Annotated in this window: 21 protein-coding genes; 11 read left to right on the forward strand and 10 right to left on the reverse strand. The window is 68.7% G+C overall.

The window, feature by feature from the left end; genetic code table 11:
• Positions 1-105 precede the first annotated feature (105 nt).
• From QE374_RS09570 to QE374_RS09590, 5 genes are all read right to left on the reverse strand, one after another.
• On the reverse strand, positions 106-240 hold the full coding sequence (locus QE374_RS09570; RefSeq protein ID WP_307321643.1) for a hypothetical protein: 135 nt from the start codon (positions 238-240) through the stop codon (positions 106-108).
• A complete protein-coding gene (gene purL, locus QE374_RS09575) occupies positions 240-2,570 on the reverse strand; it encodes a phosphoribosylformylglycinamidine synthase subunit PurL (RefSeq protein WP_309734323.1) in 2,331 nt (776 codons plus the stop codon). The genes QE374_RS09570 and purL overlap by 1 nt, the downstream gene beginning before the upstream one ends.
• An 86-nt stretch (positions 2,571-2,656) precedes the next feature.
• Positions 2,657-3,259: a TetR family transcriptional regulator C-terminal domain-containing protein gene (locus QE374_RS09580; RefSeq protein ID WP_309734325.1), complete on the reverse strand. Its 603-nt coding sequence runs from the start codon at positions 3,257-3,259 to the stop codon at positions 2,657-2,659.
• Entirely contained in the window at positions 3,256-4,014 is a 759-nt protein-coding gene (locus QE374_RS09585) for a CPBP family intramembrane glutamic endopeptidase (protein WP_309734327.1), read from the reverse strand. The genes QE374_RS09580 and QE374_RS09585 overlap by 4 nt, the downstream gene beginning before the upstream one ends.
• Positions 4,015-4,231: 217 nt before the next feature.
• The gene (locus QE374_RS09590; RefSeq protein ID WP_309734329.1) at positions 4,232-5,401 is read right to left on the reverse strand and encodes an RtcB family protein; all 1,170 of its coding nucleotides are present in this window, start codon (positions 5,399-5,401) and stop codon (positions 4,232-4,234) included.
• A gap of 337 nt (positions 5,402-5,738) precedes the next feature.
• Here QE374_RS09590 and QE374_RS09595 point away from each other — a divergent pair, with 337 nt between their 5' ends.
• Together QE374_RS09595 and QE374_RS09600 are read left to right on the forward strand one after the other, a co-directional pair.
• Positions 5,739-6,434: a WYL domain-containing protein gene (locus QE374_RS09595; protein WP_309734332.1), complete on the forward strand. Its 696-nt coding sequence runs from the start codon at positions 5,739-5,741 to the stop codon at positions 6,432-6,434.
• Positions 6,435-6,527: 93 nt separating this feature from the next.
• Positions 6,528-6,935 (forward strand): VOC family protein, encoded by a 408-nt coding sequence (locus tag QE374_RS09600; RefSeq protein WP_309734334.1) that lies wholly within the window; start codon positions 6,528-6,530, stop codon positions 6,933-6,935.
• A 32-nt stretch (positions 6,936-6,967) separates the two neighbouring features.
• Here the strand turns inward: QE374_RS09600 and bsh are convergent, their stop codons facing one another.
• A complete protein-coding gene (gene bsh, locus QE374_RS09605) occupies positions 6,968-7,945 on the reverse strand; it encodes a choloylglycine hydrolase (RefSeq protein ID WP_309734336.1) in 978 nt (325 codons plus the stop codon).
• Between the two features lie 155 nt (positions 7,946-8,100).
• Here bsh and QE374_RS09610 point away from each other — a divergent pair, with 155 nt between their 5' ends.
• Both QE374_RS09610 and QE374_RS09615 read left to right on the forward strand, forming a co-directional pair.
• On the forward strand, positions 8,101-8,625 hold the full coding sequence (locus tag QE374_RS09610) for an SMI1/KNR4 family protein (protein WP_309734338.1): 525 nt from the start codon (positions 8,101-8,103) through the stop codon (positions 8,623-8,625).
• A 298-nt stretch (positions 8,626-8,923) separates the two neighbouring features.
• Positions 8,924-9,211: a hypothetical protein gene (locus QE374_RS09615; RefSeq protein WP_309734341.1), complete on the forward strand. Its 288-nt coding sequence runs from the start codon at positions 8,924-8,926 to the stop codon at positions 9,209-9,211.
• Here QE374_RS09615 and QE374_RS09620 read toward each other — a convergent pair.
• Both QE374_RS09620 and QE374_RS09625 read right to left on the reverse strand, forming a co-directional pair.
• On the reverse strand, positions 9,204-10,367 hold the full coding sequence (locus QE374_RS09620) for a HAMP domain-containing sensor histidine kinase (RefSeq protein ID WP_309734343.1): 1,164 nt from the start codon (positions 10,365-10,367) through the stop codon (positions 9,204-9,206). The two genes, QE374_RS09615 and QE374_RS09620, sit on opposite strands and share 8 nt — an antisense overlap.
• Positions 10,367-11,026: a response regulator transcription factor gene (locus tag QE374_RS09625; protein WP_309734345.1), complete on the reverse strand. Its 660-nt coding sequence runs from the start codon at positions 11,024-11,026 to the stop codon at positions 10,367-10,369. Before QE374_RS09625 ends, QE374_RS09620 begins: the two co-directional genes overlap by 1 nt.
• Positions 11,027-11,167: 141 nt before the next feature.
• On the opposite strand from QE374_RS09625, the gene QE374_RS09630 reads away from it, so the two are divergent.
• The 4 genes from QE374_RS09630 to QE374_RS09645 are packed head-to-tail and all read left to right on the forward strand — an operon-like array spanning position 11,168 to position 14,550.
• Positions 11,168-11,818: a hypothetical protein gene (locus QE374_RS09630; protein WP_309734347.1), complete on the forward strand. Its 651-nt coding sequence runs from the start codon at positions 11,168-11,170 to the stop codon at positions 11,816-11,818.
• Entirely contained in the window at positions 11,818-12,858 is a 1,041-nt protein-coding gene (locus QE374_RS09635) for a peptidoglycan-binding domain-containing protein (protein ID WP_309734349.1), read from the forward strand. Before QE374_RS09630 ends, QE374_RS09635 begins: the two co-directional genes overlap by 1 nt.
• A complete protein-coding gene (locus QE374_RS09640; protein ID WP_309734351.1) occupies positions 12,851-13,489 on the forward strand; it encodes an ATP-binding cassette domain-containing protein in 639 nt (212 codons plus the stop codon). The genes QE374_RS09635 and QE374_RS09640 overlap by 8 nt, the downstream gene beginning before the upstream one ends.
• Positions 13,486-14,550 carry a hypothetical protein gene (locus tag QE374_RS09645; RefSeq protein WP_309734353.1) on the forward strand — a complete coding sequence of 355 codons (1,065 nt, stop codon included), beginning with the start codon at positions 13,486-13,488 and terminating at the stop codon, positions 14,548-14,550. Before QE374_RS09640 ends, QE374_RS09645 begins: the two co-directional genes overlap by 4 nt.
• An 11-nt stretch (positions 14,551-14,561) precedes the next feature.
• Here the strand turns inward: QE374_RS09645 and QE374_RS09650 are convergent, their stop codons facing one another.
• The gene (locus QE374_RS09650) at positions 14,562-15,191 is read right to left on the reverse strand and encodes a TetR/AcrR family transcriptional regulator (protein WP_309734354.1); all 630 of its coding nucleotides are present in this window, start codon (positions 15,189-15,191) and stop codon (positions 14,562-14,564) included.
• Between the two features lie 109 nt (positions 15,192-15,300).
• On the opposite strand from QE374_RS09650, the gene QE374_RS09655 reads away from it, so the two are divergent.
• Positions 15,301-16,266, forward strand: a complete 966-nt coding sequence (locus tag QE374_RS09655; protein WP_309734356.1) for an AvrD family protein — start codon at positions 15,301-15,303, stop codon at positions 16,264-16,266.
• On the opposite strand, the gene QE374_RS09660 is transcribed toward QE374_RS09655, so the two are convergent.
• Entirely contained in the window at positions 16,258-17,199 is a 942-nt protein-coding gene (locus QE374_RS09660) for an NAD-dependent epimerase/dehydratase family protein (RefSeq protein WP_309734359.1), read from the reverse strand. The two genes, QE374_RS09655 and QE374_RS09660, sit on opposite strands and share 9 nt — an antisense overlap.
• Positions 17,200-17,520: 321 nt before the next feature.
• Between QE374_RS09660 and QE374_RS09665 the strand changes: the two genes are divergently transcribed.
• Both QE374_RS09665 and QE374_RS09670 read left to right on the forward strand, forming a co-directional pair.
• Positions 17,521-17,859 (forward strand): helix-turn-helix transcriptional regulator, encoded by a 339-nt coding sequence (locus QE374_RS09665; RefSeq protein WP_243226202.1) that lies wholly within the window; start codon positions 17,521-17,523, stop codon positions 17,857-17,859.
• A 48-nt stretch (positions 17,860-17,907) separates the two neighbouring features.
• Positions 17,908-18,888, forward strand: coding sequence for an SRPBCC family protein (locus QE374_RS09670; protein WP_309734362.1), 981 nt, complete (start codon positions 17,908-17,910; stop codon positions 18,886-18,888).
• Positions 18,889-19,048 lie beyond the last annotated feature (160 nt).

Below are 19,048 nucleotides of genomic sequence, written 5' to 3' on the forward strand. Positions count from 1 at the left end.
GCCGCTAAACCCGTCTCATGCGTCTCGCGGGATCACATCAGCACCACAGCTCGTGCAGATGTCGCAACGGAGCCTCGAGGAGCCCAGCCGGACGGGGACCCGGGTTCAGCCGAAGAGCAGGGCGAGGACGGTCGAGCCGCCGCCGACGAGCACGAGGGCGATGATCACCACCCAGGCGACGACCTTCATGCGCATCTGGCGCTTGTCGGCGAAGCCCTCGTACTCCTCGTCGTCGTTCATCAGGCGCCCTCGGCCACCGTCGGACCGAACGCGGCGGGCAGCGTCGCGCGCGAGCGCTCCCGCAGTTCGGACACCGACAGGGTGAACACGTCCTGCACCTCGAGCACCGACTCGGCGTCGCCGGAATCGGTGACGCCGATGCGCAGCACGGGGTAGTCGCGTCCCGCGCACAGGCCCCGGAACTTCACGTCCTCCTCGCGCGGCACGCTGACGATCACACGACCGGTCGACTCGGAGAAGAGGGCGGATGCGGCATCCACACCGTCGCGTTCCATGAGCTCGGTGAGCCAGACGCGCGCGCCCACGCCGAAGCGCATGACGCCCTCGGCGAGGGCCTGACCGAGGCCGCCCTCCGAGAGGTCGTGGGCGCTGGAGATGAGTCCCTGATCGCCGGCGGCGCGCAGCAGCTGGGCCAGGCGCTTCTCGGCGGCGAGGTCGACCGCCGGGGGACGACCGCCGAGGTGGTCGTGCACGACCTGGGCCCACGCGGAGCCGCCCAGCTCGTTGGCGGTGACGCCCAGCAGGTACAGGTTCTCGCCCGCATCCTGCCAGCCGCTCGGGATGCGGCGGGCGACGTCGTCGATGATGCCCATGACGCCCACGACGGGGGTCGGGTGGATCGGCACGTCGCCGGTCTGGTTGTAGAAGCTGACGTTGCCGCCGGTGACGGGGATGCCGAGCTCGAGGCACGCGTCGGAGAGACCCTCGACGGCCTGCGAGAACTGCCACATGACCTCGGGGTTCTCGGGGCTGCCGAAGTTGAGGCAGTCTGTGACGGCGGTGGGGGTCGCGCCGGTGACGGCGACGTTGCGGTACGCCTCGGCGAGGGCCAGCTTCGCGCCCTGGTACGGGTCGAGCTGGCAGAAGCGGCCGTTCGCATCTGTGGCGATCGCGAAGCCGAGACCGGACTCCTCGTCGACGCGGATCATGCCGGCGTCGTCGGGAAAGCTCAGCGCCGTGTTTCCCAGCACGTAGTAGTCGTACTGGTTCGTGATCCACGACGTGTCCGCGAGGTTGGGGCTGCCGAGAAGCTGCAGGAACTGCTCGCGCAGCGCCGCCGAGTCGGTCGGGCGCGGCAGGGCGGATGCGGAATCCGCCTGCAGGGCGTCGATCCAGGTCGGGTAGGCGACGGGACGCTCGTAGACGGGGCCGTCGACGGCGACGGTCGAGGGGTCGACGTCGACGATCTGCTCGCCGTGCCAGAAGATCGCAAGGCGGCCGTCGCCGGTGACCTCGCCGAGCACGCTCGTCTCGACCTCCCACTTGTCGACGACGGCGAGGAAGGCGTCGAGCTTCTCGGGGGCGACGATCGCCATCATCCGCTCCTGCGACTCCGACATGAGGATCTCTTCGGGAGTCAGCGACGGGTCGCGCAGCAGGACCTTCTCGAGGTCGACCCGCATCCCGGATCCGCCGTTGGCGGCCAGCTCGCTCGTGGCGCACGAGATGCCGGCGGCGCCGAGGTCCTGGATGGCCTCGACGAGCTCGTCGCGGTACAGCTCGAGGCAGCACTCGATGAGCACCTTCTCGGCGAAGGGGTCGCCCACCTGCACCGCGGGACGCTTGGTGGGGCCGCCGTCGGCGAACGTGTCGGAGGCGAGGATGGAGGCCCCGCCGATGCCGTCGCCGCCCGTGCGGGCGCCGAAGAGCACGACCTTGTTGCCGGGGCCGGTCGCGTCGGCGAGCTTGAGGTCCTCGTGGCGCAGCACGCCCACCGCGAGCGCGTTCACGAGCGGGTTGCCCTGGTAGACGCTGTCGAAGACGGTCTCGCCGCCGATGTTCGGCAGGCCCAGGCAGTTGCCGTAAAAGGAGATGCCGCTGGTGACGCCGTGGACGACGCGGGCGGTGTCGGGGTTGTCGATCGCGCCGAAGCGGAGCTGGTCCATGACGGCCACCGGGCGCGCCCCCATCGAGATGATGTCGCGCACGATGCCGCCGACGCCGGTGGCAGCCCCCTGGAAGGGCTCGATGTAGCTGGGGTGGTTGTGCGATTCGACCTTGAAGGTCACCGCCCAGCCCTCGCCCACATCGACGACGCCCGCGTTCTGGCCCATGCCGACCATGAGCCGCTCGCGCATCTCGTCGGTGACCTTCTGGCCGAACTGGCGGAGGTAGATCTTGCTCGACTTGTAGGAGCAGTGCTCGCTCCACATGACCGAGTACATCGCGAGCTCACCGCTGGTGGGGCGGCGGCCGAGGATCTCACGGATGCGGTCGTACTCGTCGGGCTTGAGACCGAGAGCCGCGTAGGGCTGCTCGCGTTCTGGCGTGGCGCGAGCGTTCTCGACGGTATCGGCGGCAGGTCGCGAGGCGGTGGCGGGAGTGGTCACGCGGCTGAGCTCCAGGGATCGGGGTGCCGGACCTGCTCAGTCTAGTTGCGGGCGCGCCCCGGCGGGGTGCGGGCGGTGCGCGGAGGTCAGGCGCCGCTGAGAAGCGACGCGATGATGCCCTCCAGCCGTTCGCGCAACTCCCGTTCGGGGCGCGGCTCGTAGGACAGCTGCGCGGCGAGGCCCTGGGTCAGCGCGAGCACGGCCCATGCCGTTCGCTGCGGGTCCACCGTTGCGGGAATCTCACCCTCCGATCGTGCTCTCATCACGAGCGAGGCCAAGAGGTTTCGCAGCTGGTCGTCGCTCTGGGTGATCGCGCCGGCGATGGCGGGGTCGGATGCGGAATAGAGCGCGAATGCCTCCGCTTGCCGCTGAGCGGCCCGACGATCGGCATCCAGCGGGAGGATGCTGATCATCAGCGAGACGAGCCATGCGCGCAGGGTGGGGCGCCCGGGTTCTCCACTCGGAATCGACACCGACTGTTCGCGAAGGCGGGCGAAGGCGGCGGCGAGCATGGTCTCCTTCCGGGGGAAGGCCTTCTGCACCGCTCCCAGCGAGCATTCCGCCTCGGCGGCCACGGTTCGGAACGAGAGACCCGCTAACCCCTCGCGGGCGATGATGACGAGGGCCGCGTCGGCAAGCTGCCGCTGACGAGGTGTGAGCGCGTTGCTTCCGAGCGAGGGGGAGGTCATCCGCGCGCCTCGGAGGCGGTGGGGGCGGCGATGCGGCGCGCGAGCAGCAGCGAATACATGATGAGCACGACGATAGCGACACCGATTCCAGTGAGCGCCCAGGGTGTGGTGAGGTTCCCGCCGATGACGTTCGCGAAGTTCCACACCGCGTGCCACACGATTCCCGGCCACAGGCTCCCCGTGAGCACGACCAGCTGCGCGGCGACGAGGCCGAAGACCGCTGCGAACGCCACCTGCAGCACGGTGGCGGGGATGCTCTCGCCGCCCGCCAGGTTCGCCAGGTGCAGCACGGCGAACAGAAGGGTGCTCCCCCCGATCGCGACGCCCGCGCCCAGCGGCCGCAGTACGGACAGCACGTTCCCGCGGAACCACACCTCTTCATTGGCGGCGACGGCGGCCAGCAGCACCGCTGATGCGAGCCAGAGCGACGGTGACGCGGTCGGCGGCTGCGTGGCGATGACGATCAGCACGACCGCGAGCGCCGGGAGCAGCCACAGAGCCTCGCGCAGTCGCCGCGGTGCGCGGAGACCGCCCGCGCGCAGCCCGCCGCGCAGGCTCAGGCCGAGCACGCCGATCGCGGCCGACAGCGCGGTGGTCGCGGCGAGGACCAGGGAGGCGGACACGTCTGAGAGCTCCATGATCTGAGCGATCGCGGCTCCGGCGGCCGTGAACACGACGGGCACGAGAGCGAACCCGACCGCCACCGCCCAGCGGCGCGGGGTCGAGACGGGCGTGGCGGTGGTGGGGCGGGTCATGATGTCCTCCGGGATACGAGTGTATTCCTTTGAGAATACGACTGTATTCACTGCGCCGCAAGCTCCCCGTCTCCCCGCGCTGCCGCGGCTGCGCTCGGATGCGAAGCCGAGCGCCAGGCGAGCGGAAAGCGCGGGCGCGGATTCCCCACCCGCTCGCCTGTCACAGATCGCGCGTTCCGCGTCGATCTGTGACAGGCGAACGCGGGGGCGATCCGGGTCAGTCGCCCTTCACGTTGACGAGCTGGCGCAGCGAGTGCCGGATCGACACGAGGTCCTCCGCATCCGTCATCACTCTGTCGATCGGCTTGTAGGCCTGCGGGATCTCGTCGATGAAGGCGTCCGTGTCGCGGAACTCGATGCCGGCCATAGCCTCGCGGAGCTGCTCGTGCGAGAACGTGCGCCGCGCGGCGGAACGGGAGTACTCGCGACCGGCGCCATGGGGCGACGAGTTGAGCGAGACCGGGTTGCCGAGCCCCTCGACGACGTACGACGCCGTGCCCATCGACCCCGGGATGAGGCCGGGACGGCCCGCATCCGCCTGGATCGCGCCCTTGCGCGACACCCACACCTCCTTGCCGAAGTGGCGCTCGGGCTGCGTGAAGTTGTGGTGGCAGTTGATCCGCTCGTGCTCGACGACGTCCTCGCCGAGGAACTCGCCGAGCTGGCGCGCGACGCGGTCCATCATCTCCTCGCGGTTCAGCAGCGCGAAGTGCTGCGCCCACTGCAGCTCTCGGATGTACCGCGCGAACTCGGGCGTGCCTTCCACGAGGTAGGCGAGGTCGGGGTCCGGCAGGTCGATCCACCACTGCTTCGCCAGCCGCTGGGCGACCGCGATGTGGTGGGCGGCGATCTTGTTGCCGATGCCGCGCGAGCCGGAGTGCAGGAACATCCAGACGCGGTCGAGTTCGTCGACCGACACCTCGATGAAGTGGTTGCCGGATCCGAGCGAGCCCAGCTGGAGCCGCCAGTGACTGACGTACGACGCCGGGTCGAAGCCGGATGCGGTGGCCTTCGCCTCGAGCTCCGCGATGCGCGGCGCCGCGGTGGCGACGACCTTGCGGTTGTCGTGGCCGGCCGAGAGGGGGATCGCCCGCTCGATTGCCTCGCGAAGCGGTGCGAGGTCTCGACTCGCCAGCTGCGAGAGCTCGAACTGGGTGCGGACGGCGATCATTCCGCATCCGATGTCGACGCCGACGGCCGCGGGCATGATTGCGCCGAGCGTCGGGATGACCGAGCCGACCGTCGCGCCCTTGCCCAGGTGCGCGTCGGGCATCAGCGCGATGTGCGGATGGATGAACGGCATCCGTGCCGAGGCGCGCGCCTGATCGAGGGTCTTGTCGTCGATCAGGCTCGCCCACGACACGAGCCGTGCGGAGAGCTTCTCCATGATTCCTTTCCTTGCGTGGGGTGGACCAGCCGGTCCGGGTGTTCTCCCCGCGGAAAGAAAACGCCCCGGACCTTTCGGTGCGGGGCGTGGGACGAAACTCGTCACATGCTGCGCGCCGGAGGGTACGACTCATAGCGGCCGCTGCGCTTCGAGAGAAGCTGCAGGGCCGCGTTCTGACGCAGGCCGTCGCGTGCGTGCATGGGTCGGTCTCCTCGGCTGATGCTGCGCCGGACGGGGCGCAGCCCTCCGAGGCTAGGGGTGTGGCGGATGCGGCGTCAACCGTGCCGGGTGCTCCGGATGCCGCCTCGCTCGGCACACCCGGGTCTATCGTCGGAGCGTGAATCGGACCGATCGGCTCTACTCCCTCGTGGAAGAGCTGCGCGCCGTGGCACCGCGCCCACGCAGCGCCAGCTGGCTGGCCGCGCGCTTCGAGGTCAGCGTGCGAACGATCGAGCGTGACATCAGCGCACTGCAGCAGAGCGGCGTGCCGATCTGGGCGGAACCCGGACGCACCGGCGGCTATTGCGTCTCGCGCGAGCACACCCTGCCGCCGGTGAACTTCACTCCGCAGGAGGCCATGGCGATGGCCGTCGCACTGCGGTCGATGGGTGCGGCGCCGTTCCGGTTGGCCGCCGAAACGGCTATGCGCAAGCTTGTCTTCGCGATGCGTGGCGATGACGCGCAGTCGGCGAAGCGCCTCGCGACCCGGGTCCACTTCCTGCGGGGCGATGCCGACGCAGGCCCCGTTCCGCGCGTGCTCGCCGATACGCTCGCCGATCCGCGCGTGCTGCGCATCGGGTACGAGGACCGCGCCGGCGTGCGGACGGAGCGTGAGATCGAACCCCTCGGCTACGTCGCGTCGAGCGGCGCGTGGTTCCTGATCGCGTGGTGCCGGCTGCGTGACGGCATCCGTGCGTTCCGCACCGACCGCATCCGCGAGGTCGTGGTCACCGCCGAGGTTCCCGAGGAGCGCGTGCTGACGGCGGACGACATCGAGATCGTCTACGGGACGCTCGACCCGCTGACTCTCTGAGATCCGTACGGAAACACCGACAGGACGCTGTCGCGAGCGCGGACGAGGCTCGTCACGTCGAGAAGGCCTCGACCGTCGATCTCAGGAGATTCCATGAACTTCGTTTCCGTCCGCATCATCACCGACGACGTCGCCCGACTGTCCGACTTCTACGAGAAGATCACCGGCGCCGCCGCGTCCCGCACGGGTGACGTCTTCGCGGAGCTCGCAACCTCGTCCGCGACACTCGCGATCGGAAGCAGCGGGACCGTTCCCGCCTTCGCGCCCGGCGCGGCGGAGGCGGCGCGCAACCGGTCGGCGATCATCGAGTTCCTCACACCCGACGTCGACGCCGACTACGCGCGACTGCGGGGCGTCGTGGATACGTGGGTCACCGAGCCCGCGCTCATGCCGTGGGGTAACCGCTCCGTGCTGCTGCGCGACCCTGACGGCAACCTCGTGAATCTCTTCACCCCCGCGACCGCGGAGGCGATCGCGAAGTTCGCGCCGTTCATGGGCTGAGCCACCGGTGGCGAAGAGTCTCCGTCTCGGCGTCAGTTCTGCATCCGGATCTGCTGCCCCTCCACGAGGGGGAACGAGATCAACTCGGATGCGTCGAGGTCTTCTCGGTGCATGTCGACCCCGGTGATCTGGCTGTTCTCGTACGTCGTGTAGAAGTAGACGCCCGTGCGGGTGTTGCAGCAGGACGAGTAGATCGTGATCTCGTACTTCTCGTCCTCGGCGACACGCACGCATCCGCGTTGCTGAGCGACGGACCCGAGGATGTGGAAGAACTGGCTCAGCGACTCGGACTCCGACGAGCCGGAGACCGAGTTCATGCGGGTGAAGACCGCCTTCACGAAGCGCGACGACGACGAGAGGTCGCCGGGCAGACCGATGCCGCCCATACCGCGGCTGTAGCGATCGAGTGCCAGCCCGGGGGCGAACGTGTTCCCCGGCTCGCGGTTGGTCAGTGCCATGAAGTCGTTCAGTCGGAAGCTCTGGATGTCGAAGGTGGGGTTGTTGGTGAGGACGCCGAAGGGGTTGTCGTAGACGCGGAGCCCCTCGGCCACGCTCTCGACCGTGATGGCCGAGTTCGCGTCGGCGATGATCCAGTGCAGCGGCGAGAGCGGGAACTCGTCGCTGAAGGACTCGTTCAGAACGTTCAGACCCTCCAGCGCCTGCTTCACCTGGTCGACCGTGTCGAACTGCCCGAGCAGCCACGGGATGAGTTCGAAGGGCGTGATGTTCGTCTTCTCGTCGTCGCGAGGGTGGTAGACGGCGTTGCCCGGGAAGTTCAGGCCGGCGACGCTGAGGCCCTTCTCGTTCGTCGCGTCGTAGTACAGCGGATAGCCGTCGGAGACGGTGGCGATGCCGATGATCGCGTAATGGGTCTCGAGCGATTCGGCCGCGCGGAATGCGAACCGGAATCGTCGAGGTGTGACCGTGACGGTCTCGTGATAGGAGAACTCGAGATCGAGATTCCGGCCGAAGTAGTGGTCTCCGGTCGTGAAGCTCAGCCCTGTGCACATGGTGATTTCCCCCTTTGACCTGCGGATGTGGCCCGCGGTTGCCCGGAACGATAGGAGCGCGCCGGCGCTGCAGGCCAGAGCATTGACAGCGCAGCCAGTGCGCGTTTCAGCCAGCGGCCGCGGACGGACACGCATCCGAGCCGGAGAATGGATGCGTGGACATCGCCGAACTGCTGGAGCACGCACGACTGCGCGCGGACTGCGTGGTGCTGCCGCCGGTCTCGCTCCCGGTCGTCCGTCGAGACGACGAGCGCCTTCCGGGCGAGGTGAGGGAGTTCTACGAAGGCTGCGGGGGAGCCGTGCTGTTCGCCGGCCAGGCTCGCGAGCTGACCGTCCTGCCGCCGGACGAGGTCGTCCCCGCGAATCCGCTCATCGTCGGCGACCCGGTCGAAGCGGATGCGGTGAGCCGGGCCGCGTATCTGATCGCTCGCACTCCCGGTGGAGACCACCTCACCATCGACATGTCCGTGCCGCGGGGTGGCCGGGTCTACGACAGCTTTCACGAGCTCCACGGCGTCGTGGGCGGGTGGCCGATGGTCGCACCGTCGTTCGCGGACTTCCTGAACGAGGTGTGGGAGGCGCCGGGCGCGCTGCCCTACTGGTTGCCGGAGGCCAGACCTGAGGGTCACCTCTTCCCCGACGCGTACGACGACACGGAGGGGCGAGCAGCCTCCTCGTGAGCGCCCTTCCTCGTCGAGGGTGAACCGAGCTCCCGAGAGCATCTCGGTGTCGAGCTCTCCCTCGGCCGAGTGTCTGCGTCGTTGCAAGAGCGGGCACCCTTCTCTCGGTGCGCCCGAGGCGAGGTTGCCGGACAGACTCGCGGTGCGGGCCCCGACCGCACCGCGAGCCTCCCCGCTCCCCATGGGGCGACAGGTTCAGTTCTGTCTCACATACATAGTTGTATGTATAAGAGTTTCCTGTCAATGTGATGTGACCGGCGGGGTGCCGGCTCAACATCACTCACAAGGAAGTGTTCGGATGAAGATGAACGTCAAGAAGGGCATCGGTGCGGTCGTTCTCGCCGCAGCGCTCGCCGTCGGCGGAACGTTGGCGGCGGCTCCCGCGTACGCGGGACAGAGCGGGGAGGCGTTCGCCGGACCGTTCAACGCCAGCGCGGAGCACGACGTCTGGGGAGGGACGCAGGGGCTTTCATTCGCGAAGCACGGCTGCAAGACGGCGAGCTCCGGGTGGACGACCAGCGGTGGCTACGCGTGGGCGGCGTGTGGTGTCGATACCGGAAGCTACGCCTACAACTCGTTCAGGTGATCGTTCGAGCGGAGTGAGCTGAATGGAGGCCGGGGGGTGCATCCCCCGCCTCCTGTGTCACCGGAGGAAGGCGCAGGATGCCGATGAACCCGCCTTCGCGACGAGACTCGACCTCGAACGAGCCGCCGTGCTGGCGCGCGATGCTCGCGACGATCGAGAGCCCGAGGCCGTGGCCGGCAGTGCCTGCCACGCGGGTGTGCGCACCCCTGCTGAAGGGCTCCGTGAACTGCGACACCTCGTCGTCGGTGAAGATCGGCCCGTCGTTGGTGAACCGGGCGACCACGCCGTGGGGCGACATCGTGACCGTGAAGGACGCGCGTCCGCCCGAGGGCGTGTATCGCGCCGCGTTCTGCACGAGGTTGTGCACGGCCTGCGTGATCAGGGTCTGATCGCCGTCGATGATCGCCTCATCGTCCGCAATGGTGGTCGTGAGGACTTCGCGTGAGCGGAAGGCCGGGGCCAGTTCTTCGACGACGATGCGGACGACCTCGGAAAGGTCTACGGGGCTGCGCACCTCTTCGCTGAGCTGGCGCGTCTGGCTGAGCAGCAGGAGCGAGCCGATCATCTCGTCCATGCGAGTGACGTTTCGCAGGGACCTCTCGACGGCCTCGTTGCCCGGGTCGTCGGCCCCGATCGATTCGAGGGAGGTACGGACGACCGCGAGCGGGGTGCGCAGCTCGTGGGAGGCGTTGGCGGCGAAGCGTTCCTGCTGCGCGAACGCGTCGCTGAGCTGGCCGAGGGTGATGTCGATCGTGTCGGCGAGGTCCTTGATCTCGTCGTCCGGCCCCCGGAGCGCCAGACGCTCGTCCATGGTGCTCGCGGTGATGCGGCGGGTGTGCTCGGTGATCTCTGCGACGCGGCGCAGGGAGCTGCGAGCAGCGCGGTAGGTGATAAACGTGCCGAGAACGGTGATGAGCGCAAGGGCGGCGCCGGTGACCGTCATGATCGTGGCCGTGGCTCCGCTGGTGAGACGGAAGACCGCTTCCACGACCTGCGGCGAGGAGGATGCCGCATCCGGCGGCTCGACGGTGATGCTCGATGAGGCGACGGAACTCAACGACGTCCAGACCGCGCACATCACGAGAACTGAGATCACCGTGAAGATCGCGCCGGAGGTCAGAGCGATGCGCGTGGCGAGAGACTTCTTGGGGAGCATCAGCTTGCTTCCAACCGGTAGCCGAAACCCGGGTCGTGCACGATCAGGTTCGGGGCGAGCTTGCGTCGGAGAGAGTGCATCGTGACTTTGACGACGCTGCGGGAGATGTCATCCGGCGCGTCCCACGCAACGTCCAGAAGGCGCTCGACCGTCAGGTGGCGGCCTTCGGCTCGCACAAGGGCTTCGATGACGGCGAACTCCTTGGGTGACAGCCTGACTCGACGGCCCTCGTAGGTCACGCTGTTGCGTGCACGATCGACCGTGAGCTCGCCGATCGTCATCTCGTCCGCGACGGGTGACGCGCCTCTGCGCGTGAGCGCTCGCACACGCGCAGCGAGTTCCTCGTAGGCGAACGGTTTGGTGAGGTAGTCGTCTGCGCCGAGGTCGAGGCCGGCGACACGGTCGCGCACGGTGGTGAGCGCGGTCAGCATGATCACGGGAACGCCCTGGCCGGAAGAGCGGATCTCGCGGCACACGCTGTCGCCGCTCATCCTAGGCAGGTCCCGGTCGAGGATGACGACGTCGAAGTCGTGCTCGACGAGTCGGTCGAGCGCCTGGACGCCGTCGTGCGCCGCGGTGACCACGTAGCCGTCGCGGGCGAGAGACGTCGCGATCGCCGCGGAGAGGTCGGAGTTGTCTTCGACCAGCAGTATCCGCATCGTGCTCTCCTCCCCGCCGGGTACATGCGCAGTCTCCCAGGAACCGGTTAGGACCGGGTAAGGGGCGCACTAACCGTGTCGAGACTCGCGGCCGTTAAACAGTTCCCACCAACGGCCTCCCCACGGAATCGGAGAGATCTCATGCGCACCACGACAGCACTGACGCGAATCGTCACCGGCATGGCCGCCATCGTCCTCGCAGGCGCGACTCTGGCCGCCTGCACATACACCGTCGACGGGGACGGCCAGGCGCCCCCGGAGGGGGAGCGTCTGGCAGGAAGCTTCGACGAGTTGTTGGAGCAGTATCTGGCGCACGAAGAGAACCCGTTCGTGATCGAGGTGCTGACCAGCGCGATCCAGACGGGCGGCATCACCCAGGCGCAGTATGACGAGGCGCACCGCATGTACACGGACTGCATGGTGAATGCGGGGTATGAAGAGGAGTACAAGCGGCTGGCGTCCGGCATCATCCAGATCACGCCCCCCGACATGTCGGCGGAGCAGGCTCAGAAGTACATGGAGACATCGGCGGACTGCGCTGACGAACTGGCACCGATAGAAGCGCTGTACCGCGCGCAGCAGGGCAACCCTGACCTGCTCACCAACGGCGACGAAATCGTGGTGGCGTGCTTCAAGCGCAACGAGATCGTCGACGCCACCTACTCCACGACAGACCTGGCCGGAGACCTGGAGAACAGGTTCGCGGACGCCGAGTACGACCCGAACGACGCGAGCGTTCAAGAGTGCTTCTCCGCCGGCGGATACTCCGTGGCGTTCGATGAGGGGAAGTAGTGGGCGCGCGGCGGGCGATGCCGCTCATCGCCGTCACCGCCCTGGTGGTCATCGCGGCCGCCGGCGCCACGGGGTACGCGCTTCGACCCGCGCCCGCGCCCGAGTTGCTCCAGTCGAGCGGCGAAGAGACCGCGGCTCCGGTCATCGCCCAGAGCTTCGAGGACAGCCGTCGAGTCCAGGTCGCGCTCGTCACGGGCGCCGACCAGACGCTGTCGGTCCAGACCTCTGGGACGCTCACGGCTTCCCGGTGCCAGGACGGCACGGAGATCTCTTCGGGAACTGTTGTCGCCCATGTCGACGAGCGCCCGCTCATCGGCTTGCACACCGCGGTGCCGCTCTATCGTGACCTCTCGGCGGGGGATGACGGTGCAGACGTCGCCGCGTTGCAGTCCGAGCTGGTTCGCCTCGGTCATCTCGACGCATCCGGTGCGGACGGAGAGTTCGGACCCCGCACGGGGCAAGCCCTGCAGCGGCTGCGCCAGAGTGCAGGACTTGACTCGGGCGAGCGCGCTGCGCAACGGTCGGAGTTCATCTGGCTTCCGTCGTCGACGGTCACAGGAGTCGCTTGCGCCCTGAAGGTCGGGGACCCGGTCTCGCAGGGTGCGACGATCGCGACGTCCCGTGGTGGGCTCGAACGCGTCGAGGTGCAGGTTCTCCCCGACAACCTCGCACCCGGGGACCGCACGATCAGGATCGGCTCGGTGCAGGGACCCGTTGATGCCAGAGGCGTCGCCACAGACGCCGCGTTCCTCGCGGAGCTCTCCGCCGACGAGAAGCTCATCTCCGCTCTCGCGCAGGATCCGGGTTCGACGGTGACCGCGAACCTCGCGCTCTCGTCTCCCCTTCCCGCCTACTCGATTCCCGTCGGCGCGCTGATCGGCGGACAGGAGCGCCGTTGCGTGAAGACCGAGGCAGGCACGGTCCGGGCCGAACTTCTCGGGTCTTCGCTCGGCACGGCCGTCGTCGCGTTCGTCGATGCCGATCCCCCACCGCCGAGCGTCGTGATCGGCGCCGCACTGGAAGGGGCGCGCTGTGGATGATGTGCCGTCCATCCGAGCGGTCGGTATCGGGCACAGGTTCGCCGGTGCCCCGCTTCTGTTCGAGGGCCTCGACTTCGATGCCCGTCCCGGCGACGTGGTGGGACTCTGCGGTCCATCGGGCAGCGGCAAGTCCACCCTGCTGTCGATCTTCGCAGGCTGGGAAGCGCCGACTCTCGGGCACGTCGTGCGTGAGCACATCGCGCGCACGAGCTGGGTCTTCCAGAACCCGCACGGCGTCGCGAATCGCACGGCGATCGACCATGTCGCATTCCCGTTCCTCGCCGCGGGAAGCACCCGCGGCGAGGCCGTCGAGCTCGCCGGTCCGATCCTGGCGTCGTTCCACCTGACGGCCGTCGCTGAGAGGGCGTTCCGCGAGCTGTCGGGTGGGGAGGCGCAGCGGCTCATGCTCGCCCGCGCCGTCGCCACCAAGCCGTCCCTGCTCCTCGTGGACGAGCCGACCGCGCAACTCGATGTTCGCACCTCTCAGACGGTGAACGACACCCTCGGCGCCGTCGCGCAGCAGGGCGCCATCGTCCTCATCGCCACCCATGATCCCGGCACGCGCGACGCGTGCAATCGCGTCATCCAGCTCGAAGACTACGCACCGGCTCCGACGGATGTGCTCGGATGAGGCTCCGGGCGATCGCCTCCGAGGTGTGGCGGAACATCCTGACCGGCACCGCTCGAGTCCCACTGCTGGCCCTGCTGCTCGCGCTCACTGCTGGTCTTACGGCCGGAGCGGATGTGGCGAGTATCCACATCCTGCAGAGCCAGGCGCGGAGCTACATCGACGCGGGCGGTGCCACGCGCATGCTCGTGGCGGAGGGGAGCGTCGATCGGGAACGTTGCGAAGCCCTCGACGGATACGGCCGAGTCCAGGCTGCGGGGGCGTTGCGTCAAGCGGAGGACCTTCCCCTGGACGCTCTCGCGGGCGCCGGATTCCCCGTGTACGAGGTCACCCCCGGGTTCGCGCGTCTGCTCGAGGTGACGACGGGCGCAGACGGTGTGTGGGTTGCGCAGTCTCTCGCTGACTCGCTCGGCGTGACAGCCGGGTCGACGCTCGTGACCGACGGTCGTGAGGTCAGGGTCGCCGGTCTCTTCCCCTATCCGGACGACGGACGTGACGCTCGCCTCGGGTATGCGATCGTGATGCCGACCGACGGCGAGGGAGCCTTCGACGAGTGCTGGATGCGCTCGTGGCCGCAGAGCGGCCAAGACGATGGACTGTTGCGATCGGCCCTCACATACGACGCGGGGGTCGGAACCGAGATGTCTCTGACCCAGCTCAACCGCCGTGGGGGTTCGACGTTCGCCGGCACGGCGATGTTCGAGGATCGGCTGACGCGCTGGGCGCCGGTGGTCTCTCTTGTCGCTGGGCTGCTCATGGGGTTCGCCGCCGTCCGTGCGCGGCGACTCGAGTATGCCTCGGCGCTGCACGCCGGGCAGTCCCGTGGTGCGATGGCCTCGACGGCTGTCCTGGAGGCCGTCGTGTGGTCGTTGTTCGGCGCTGTCCTGGCCGGAGCGACGATCTACCTCACCGCAGGCATTCTCGCCCCGGAGGACATCGCCTGGGCCGTCGCCGCGATGATGCCGGCGCTGGCCGCCGCCATCGGCGGAACTCTGGTGGGCGTGTTGGCGGGCACGGTGACGGTCCGCGAAGCGAACCTCTTCCGGCTGTTCAAAGAACGATGAGCGTCGCGACGCTAGGCCCCAGGGATGGACGCGGCGAAAGCCGCGTAGCCGTCCTCGGTGGCGATACCTCTGATGGCCAGGGAGCTGACCTCCCTGATCCTCTCGTCCAGGTCCGCCCACCCCGTCGCGACCGCAGAGATCTCCTGCACGCCGACGAACGTCGCGACGACGAATCGAGCCGCCGCGTGGACGTCCAGATCTCGGCGCACGTCGCCTTCGCCCTGCCCGCGCAGAAGGAACTTCTCGATGGTCGCGTTCCAGATGGCGAAGGACGCCCCCAGGAACTCGGGGAACTCCTGCGGCGTGTGCGACGTGAGGCGAAGACCCGCCTGAACCACGATGTCGGAGCGAACGAGTTCCGCCAGTCTCGAGGAGACCTCGTGCAGGCCGGCCAGGCCGCTGTCGGCGGCGTCGAGGACCGCTTCGCTCAGTTCGACCATCTTCGCGTGCTCTCGTCGGATGATCTCGAGCGCGAGATCGTGCTTGTTCTCGAAGTGGAAGTAGAAGGCGCCCTGCGTGAGGCCGAGCGGGCCGATCACATCCGCGATCCTCGCCTTGTCGAAGGGCGTGGTTGCGAACAGGCGGCTTCCGGACTGGATCAGGGCCTCGCGCGTCTCTTCGCTCCGCTGCTGTTTCCCCATGCAGAGATGGCACCTCCGGCCGATGACTGACGTCTCCCTGTTGGCGCTGGCCGCATGCCAGGACCGGAGTGACCGGTGAGAACTGCCCACACGATACACGGATGGATCTATGACAACTGATCTCGACATACGTGGTGAGGATGCGATCCCTCGTGGCTTGCGCGCGGGGCGTTCCTTCGACGATCTGCTCGGCGCTGCCCACACGCGATACTTCGCGACCGGATACAAGCGAGTCCGATACGAGATGCACTCGGGGGTGACGTCGGTCGCTGAGGACGCGAGCGTGACGGTCGATGTGTCGGGGGCTGCCGACTACCCTGTCGACTGGTCCGTGGGATCGGACGGACGACCGCGCCAAGCTCATCTGAGCAGCGTCGACGCGCTCGTACTCGGCGTGGCCGCGATCGAGCGCGCTGTCGCCGAGATGCCGGTCGCCTGCGATGCGGCCCGCTTCGTCATCGATCACATCGCGCTCCGTTCCGGAGCTCGGCCGCACGTCGAGCTCTCCGACGTGCCGGTGCGCGGAACTGTGGCGCCGAGAGAGTCGGGGATCCATGCCGATCTGCGTGTCGGCGGGTTCCGCATCCACGCGCGGCTCCGCGAAACCGATTCGATGTCCGGGCCGCCGGGACCACTGCGCCCCTATGCGGACGGATACGTGCTGCATGCCGTCGCGTCGGAACTGATCGAGTACTCGGTGCGAGAGCGGGCCGTCCTCACGAGGCATACCGTGCGCGGGCCGGTCCCCGGCGGGGCCGGCGGCATCGAGGCGACGCTCTGGCCGGGGCTCACCCACATCGATCACGTCGTGCTGTTCGGTCAGGTCGCGCAGGTGCTCGCCCAGGTCACGGCGGGCGTCCCGCGCGGGAGTATCGACAACCTGTGGATGCGGCGCATGGCGTTCACGCGTACGGGGAGTGCATCGCTGACGCAGTTCCACGCTCGCGCGCACATCCTCGAACACTCCGTCGTCGAGCGAGGGGGAAGGGTGCTGCACAGCCTCTGGATGGAAGCCGCATCCGATCACGGAGTCAGGGCCGAGGCGGTCTTCGGATTCGTGACGGCGTCACGCTGACATCGTCGGCGGCTTCGGGGGGACGGGTGCAGTGGGTCGCTGGGCGGTGTACCACGCGCGTGCGGCGAGACTCACGGCGGGCACTCCCGGTCCATCCGAGATGAGCCGGCGCAACAGACGGGAGGAGATGAAGTAGTCGCGGGCGAACTGTCGGACCTTCCGCGCGGGCACACCGACGGCCGCCAGGCGCTCGATCGCGTCGTCCGCGGTCAGTGAGCGGTGGGGAAGTGCCCCCCACTCCGTGAGTGTCGGCGTCAGCAGCTCCCGCACCGTCACGGGTCGATCGGGGACGGCATGGACGAGTTCCGGCGCGAAGCCCTGAAGCCTGCCCTCGACGGCGCCCACGGCTGCTGCTGCGACCAGCTCCGCGGGAGCCACGGACAGTCTCGCCGCACCGCCGGCGATCCATGCACCCAGCCGCACATGCAGGTGGAGCAGAGGTCGCAGGAAGTGCGTGTCGCCGACGCCAGAGACGAAAAGGGGGCGGATGAGGGTGGCGCGCCCGCGCAGAGCGAGCTCATCCCCTCGCGCCCGCGCAAGGCTCAGCGACGATTCGGGGTTCGGTGCATAGTCGCCCTCCTCCCCGCCCGCGAAGGGGAGGTCGCCGTATACTCCGGCGGTGCTGAGGTGTACGAGCGGGATGTTCATCGCCTCGGCTGCGGCCGCCACGTGGCGCACTCCGTCGACATTGACGCGCTCCTGCAGCTCTGTGTCGTCGCCGACGTAGCTCGACGCGTTGATGACGGCGGCGCACCCGTCGAGGGTGCGTCGCACGGAAGCGGGATCTGTCGTGATGTCGCAACGTCGGTGCTCGACGCTCGACGACGGGTCGGGGGCCTCCCGCCGGGAAACGGTGACGGCACGGATCCCGCGCCGTGCGAGTTCGGCGGTGACGTGGCGGCCGAGAAAGCCCGAGCCGCCTATGACGACCACGGTCCTGTGTGAATGCCGCTGCGCCGCTGACCCCGCCATGGCCCCATGCTGGCACGGTCGCATCGACCCGCCTACTCCTGCGCCGCCGAGGACGCGGACGGCGCCCTCGTCCGCTCTGACGCGGCGGCGGCGCTGCAGCTCCACGCGCGGCGACGCGTCTGCTGAGCCGCCGCGAGCCGAACTCCTGCAGAATCCGCCGGCCTGCGGCTCAGTCCGTCCGTCACGCCGGCTTTGCAGGAGTTCGGGCGCGGTCCGAGGCCGCCTGCGCTGCCGACACCCGCCTCTTGTGCTGCCCGCATCCGCACGCTAACGTGCAACCAAATGGTTGTACAAACGGAACTCAGCGACGCCGAGGTGGACCGGATCTTCCGGGCCCTCGCCGATCGCACGCGCCGCGACATCCTGCGGCGCACGATCGAGGCCGAGCAATCGGTCTCCGCCCTCGCGGCCGTGTACGACGTGTCGTTCGCCGCCGTCCAGAAGCACGTCGCCGTGCTCGAGACCGCGCGCCTGGTCACCAAGCGCGCCGAAGGAAGGGAGCGGCTCGTGAGCGCCGATCCCGCAACGATCGCGCGTGCCCGCCTGCTGCTCGCCGAGTACGAGCAGCTCTGGCGATCGCGCATCTCCCGCCTCGACGATCTGCTCGCCGAAGAGCCCTGACCCGGATGCGGCGCCGGCCGCATCCGCCGACACCACCTGGAGATCCCCATGCCCGTCACCGCCGTCACGCACGATCCCGAAGCGCTCACCATGACGCTCATCGCCGACGTCGACGCCCCCGTCGAACGCCTCTGGCGTGCTCTCACCGACCCGCGTCAGCTGGAGCGCTTCTGGGGCCCGCCCGGGTACCCCGCATCCTTCACCGTGTTCGAGTTCGCCGTCGGCGGTACCGCGCGCTACGCGATGACCAGCCCGCAGGGCGAGCGCTACAGCGGGGCGTGGGAGTTCGTGGCGATCGACGAACCCACGATGTTCGAGGTGCGCGACATGTTCACGGATGCGGATGGCGTTCCCGTCGAGGGGATGCCGGTGCAGCACATGACGTTCACCTTCGCGCCGACCGAGACGGGCTCGCGTCTGACGAACGTCTCGCACTTCGAATCGATCGAGGCGCTCGAGCAGGTCATCGCGATGGGTGCCGTCGAGGGCTCGACCCTCGCGTTCAACCAGCTCGACGCGGTGCTGCAGGAGCTGCGCGCCTACGCCGAGGGCAAGGGCACGCGCACGGAGATACTCGGCGATCAGCACGTGCGCATCACCCGGCTCATCAACGGTCCGCGCGACATCGTCTGGCGGGCGCACACCGAGCCCGACCTCGTCCGTCGGTGGCTGCTCGGACCCGACGGCTGGACCATGACGACGTGCGAGATCGACCTCGTCGCAGGCGGCGACTACCTCTACGCGTGGGCGCCCGGCGCGGGCGTCGTCGGCGAGCCGTTCGGCTTCGACGGGCAGACGCAGCTCGTCGTGCCTGAGCGGCGCTGGGTCACGACAGAGCACATGACGGGCACCGACTTCCCCTCGACCACCAACGACCTCTCGCTCTACGAGGAGGATGGCGCGACGCTGCTCACGCTGCTCATCGAGTATCCGGATGCGGCGACGCGCGACATGGTGCTCGCGACCGGGATGACCGAGGGCATGGAGGCCAGCTACGCCCGTCTCGAGCGCGAGGTGCTCGGCGGCTGAGGCGGCGGACGACGGACCGGGCTGCGCGGCATCGGCCGCCGGCCCGGTCCTGTCTTTCGGGTCGGACAAGGGTGGGTACGCGGCCGGTCTGTCCGAGCGTCATCGGCTCGTGCCGGAGTCGTCCGAGAGCGGTCACCGGGCGGTCGGCGACCCGGGCTCG

Origin of the sequence: Microbacterium sp. SORGH_AS_0428, from assembly GCF_031453615.1 — a bacterium.
Taxonomy (GTDB): Bacteria; Actinomycetota; Actinomycetes; order Actinomycetales; family Microbacteriaceae; genus Microbacterium.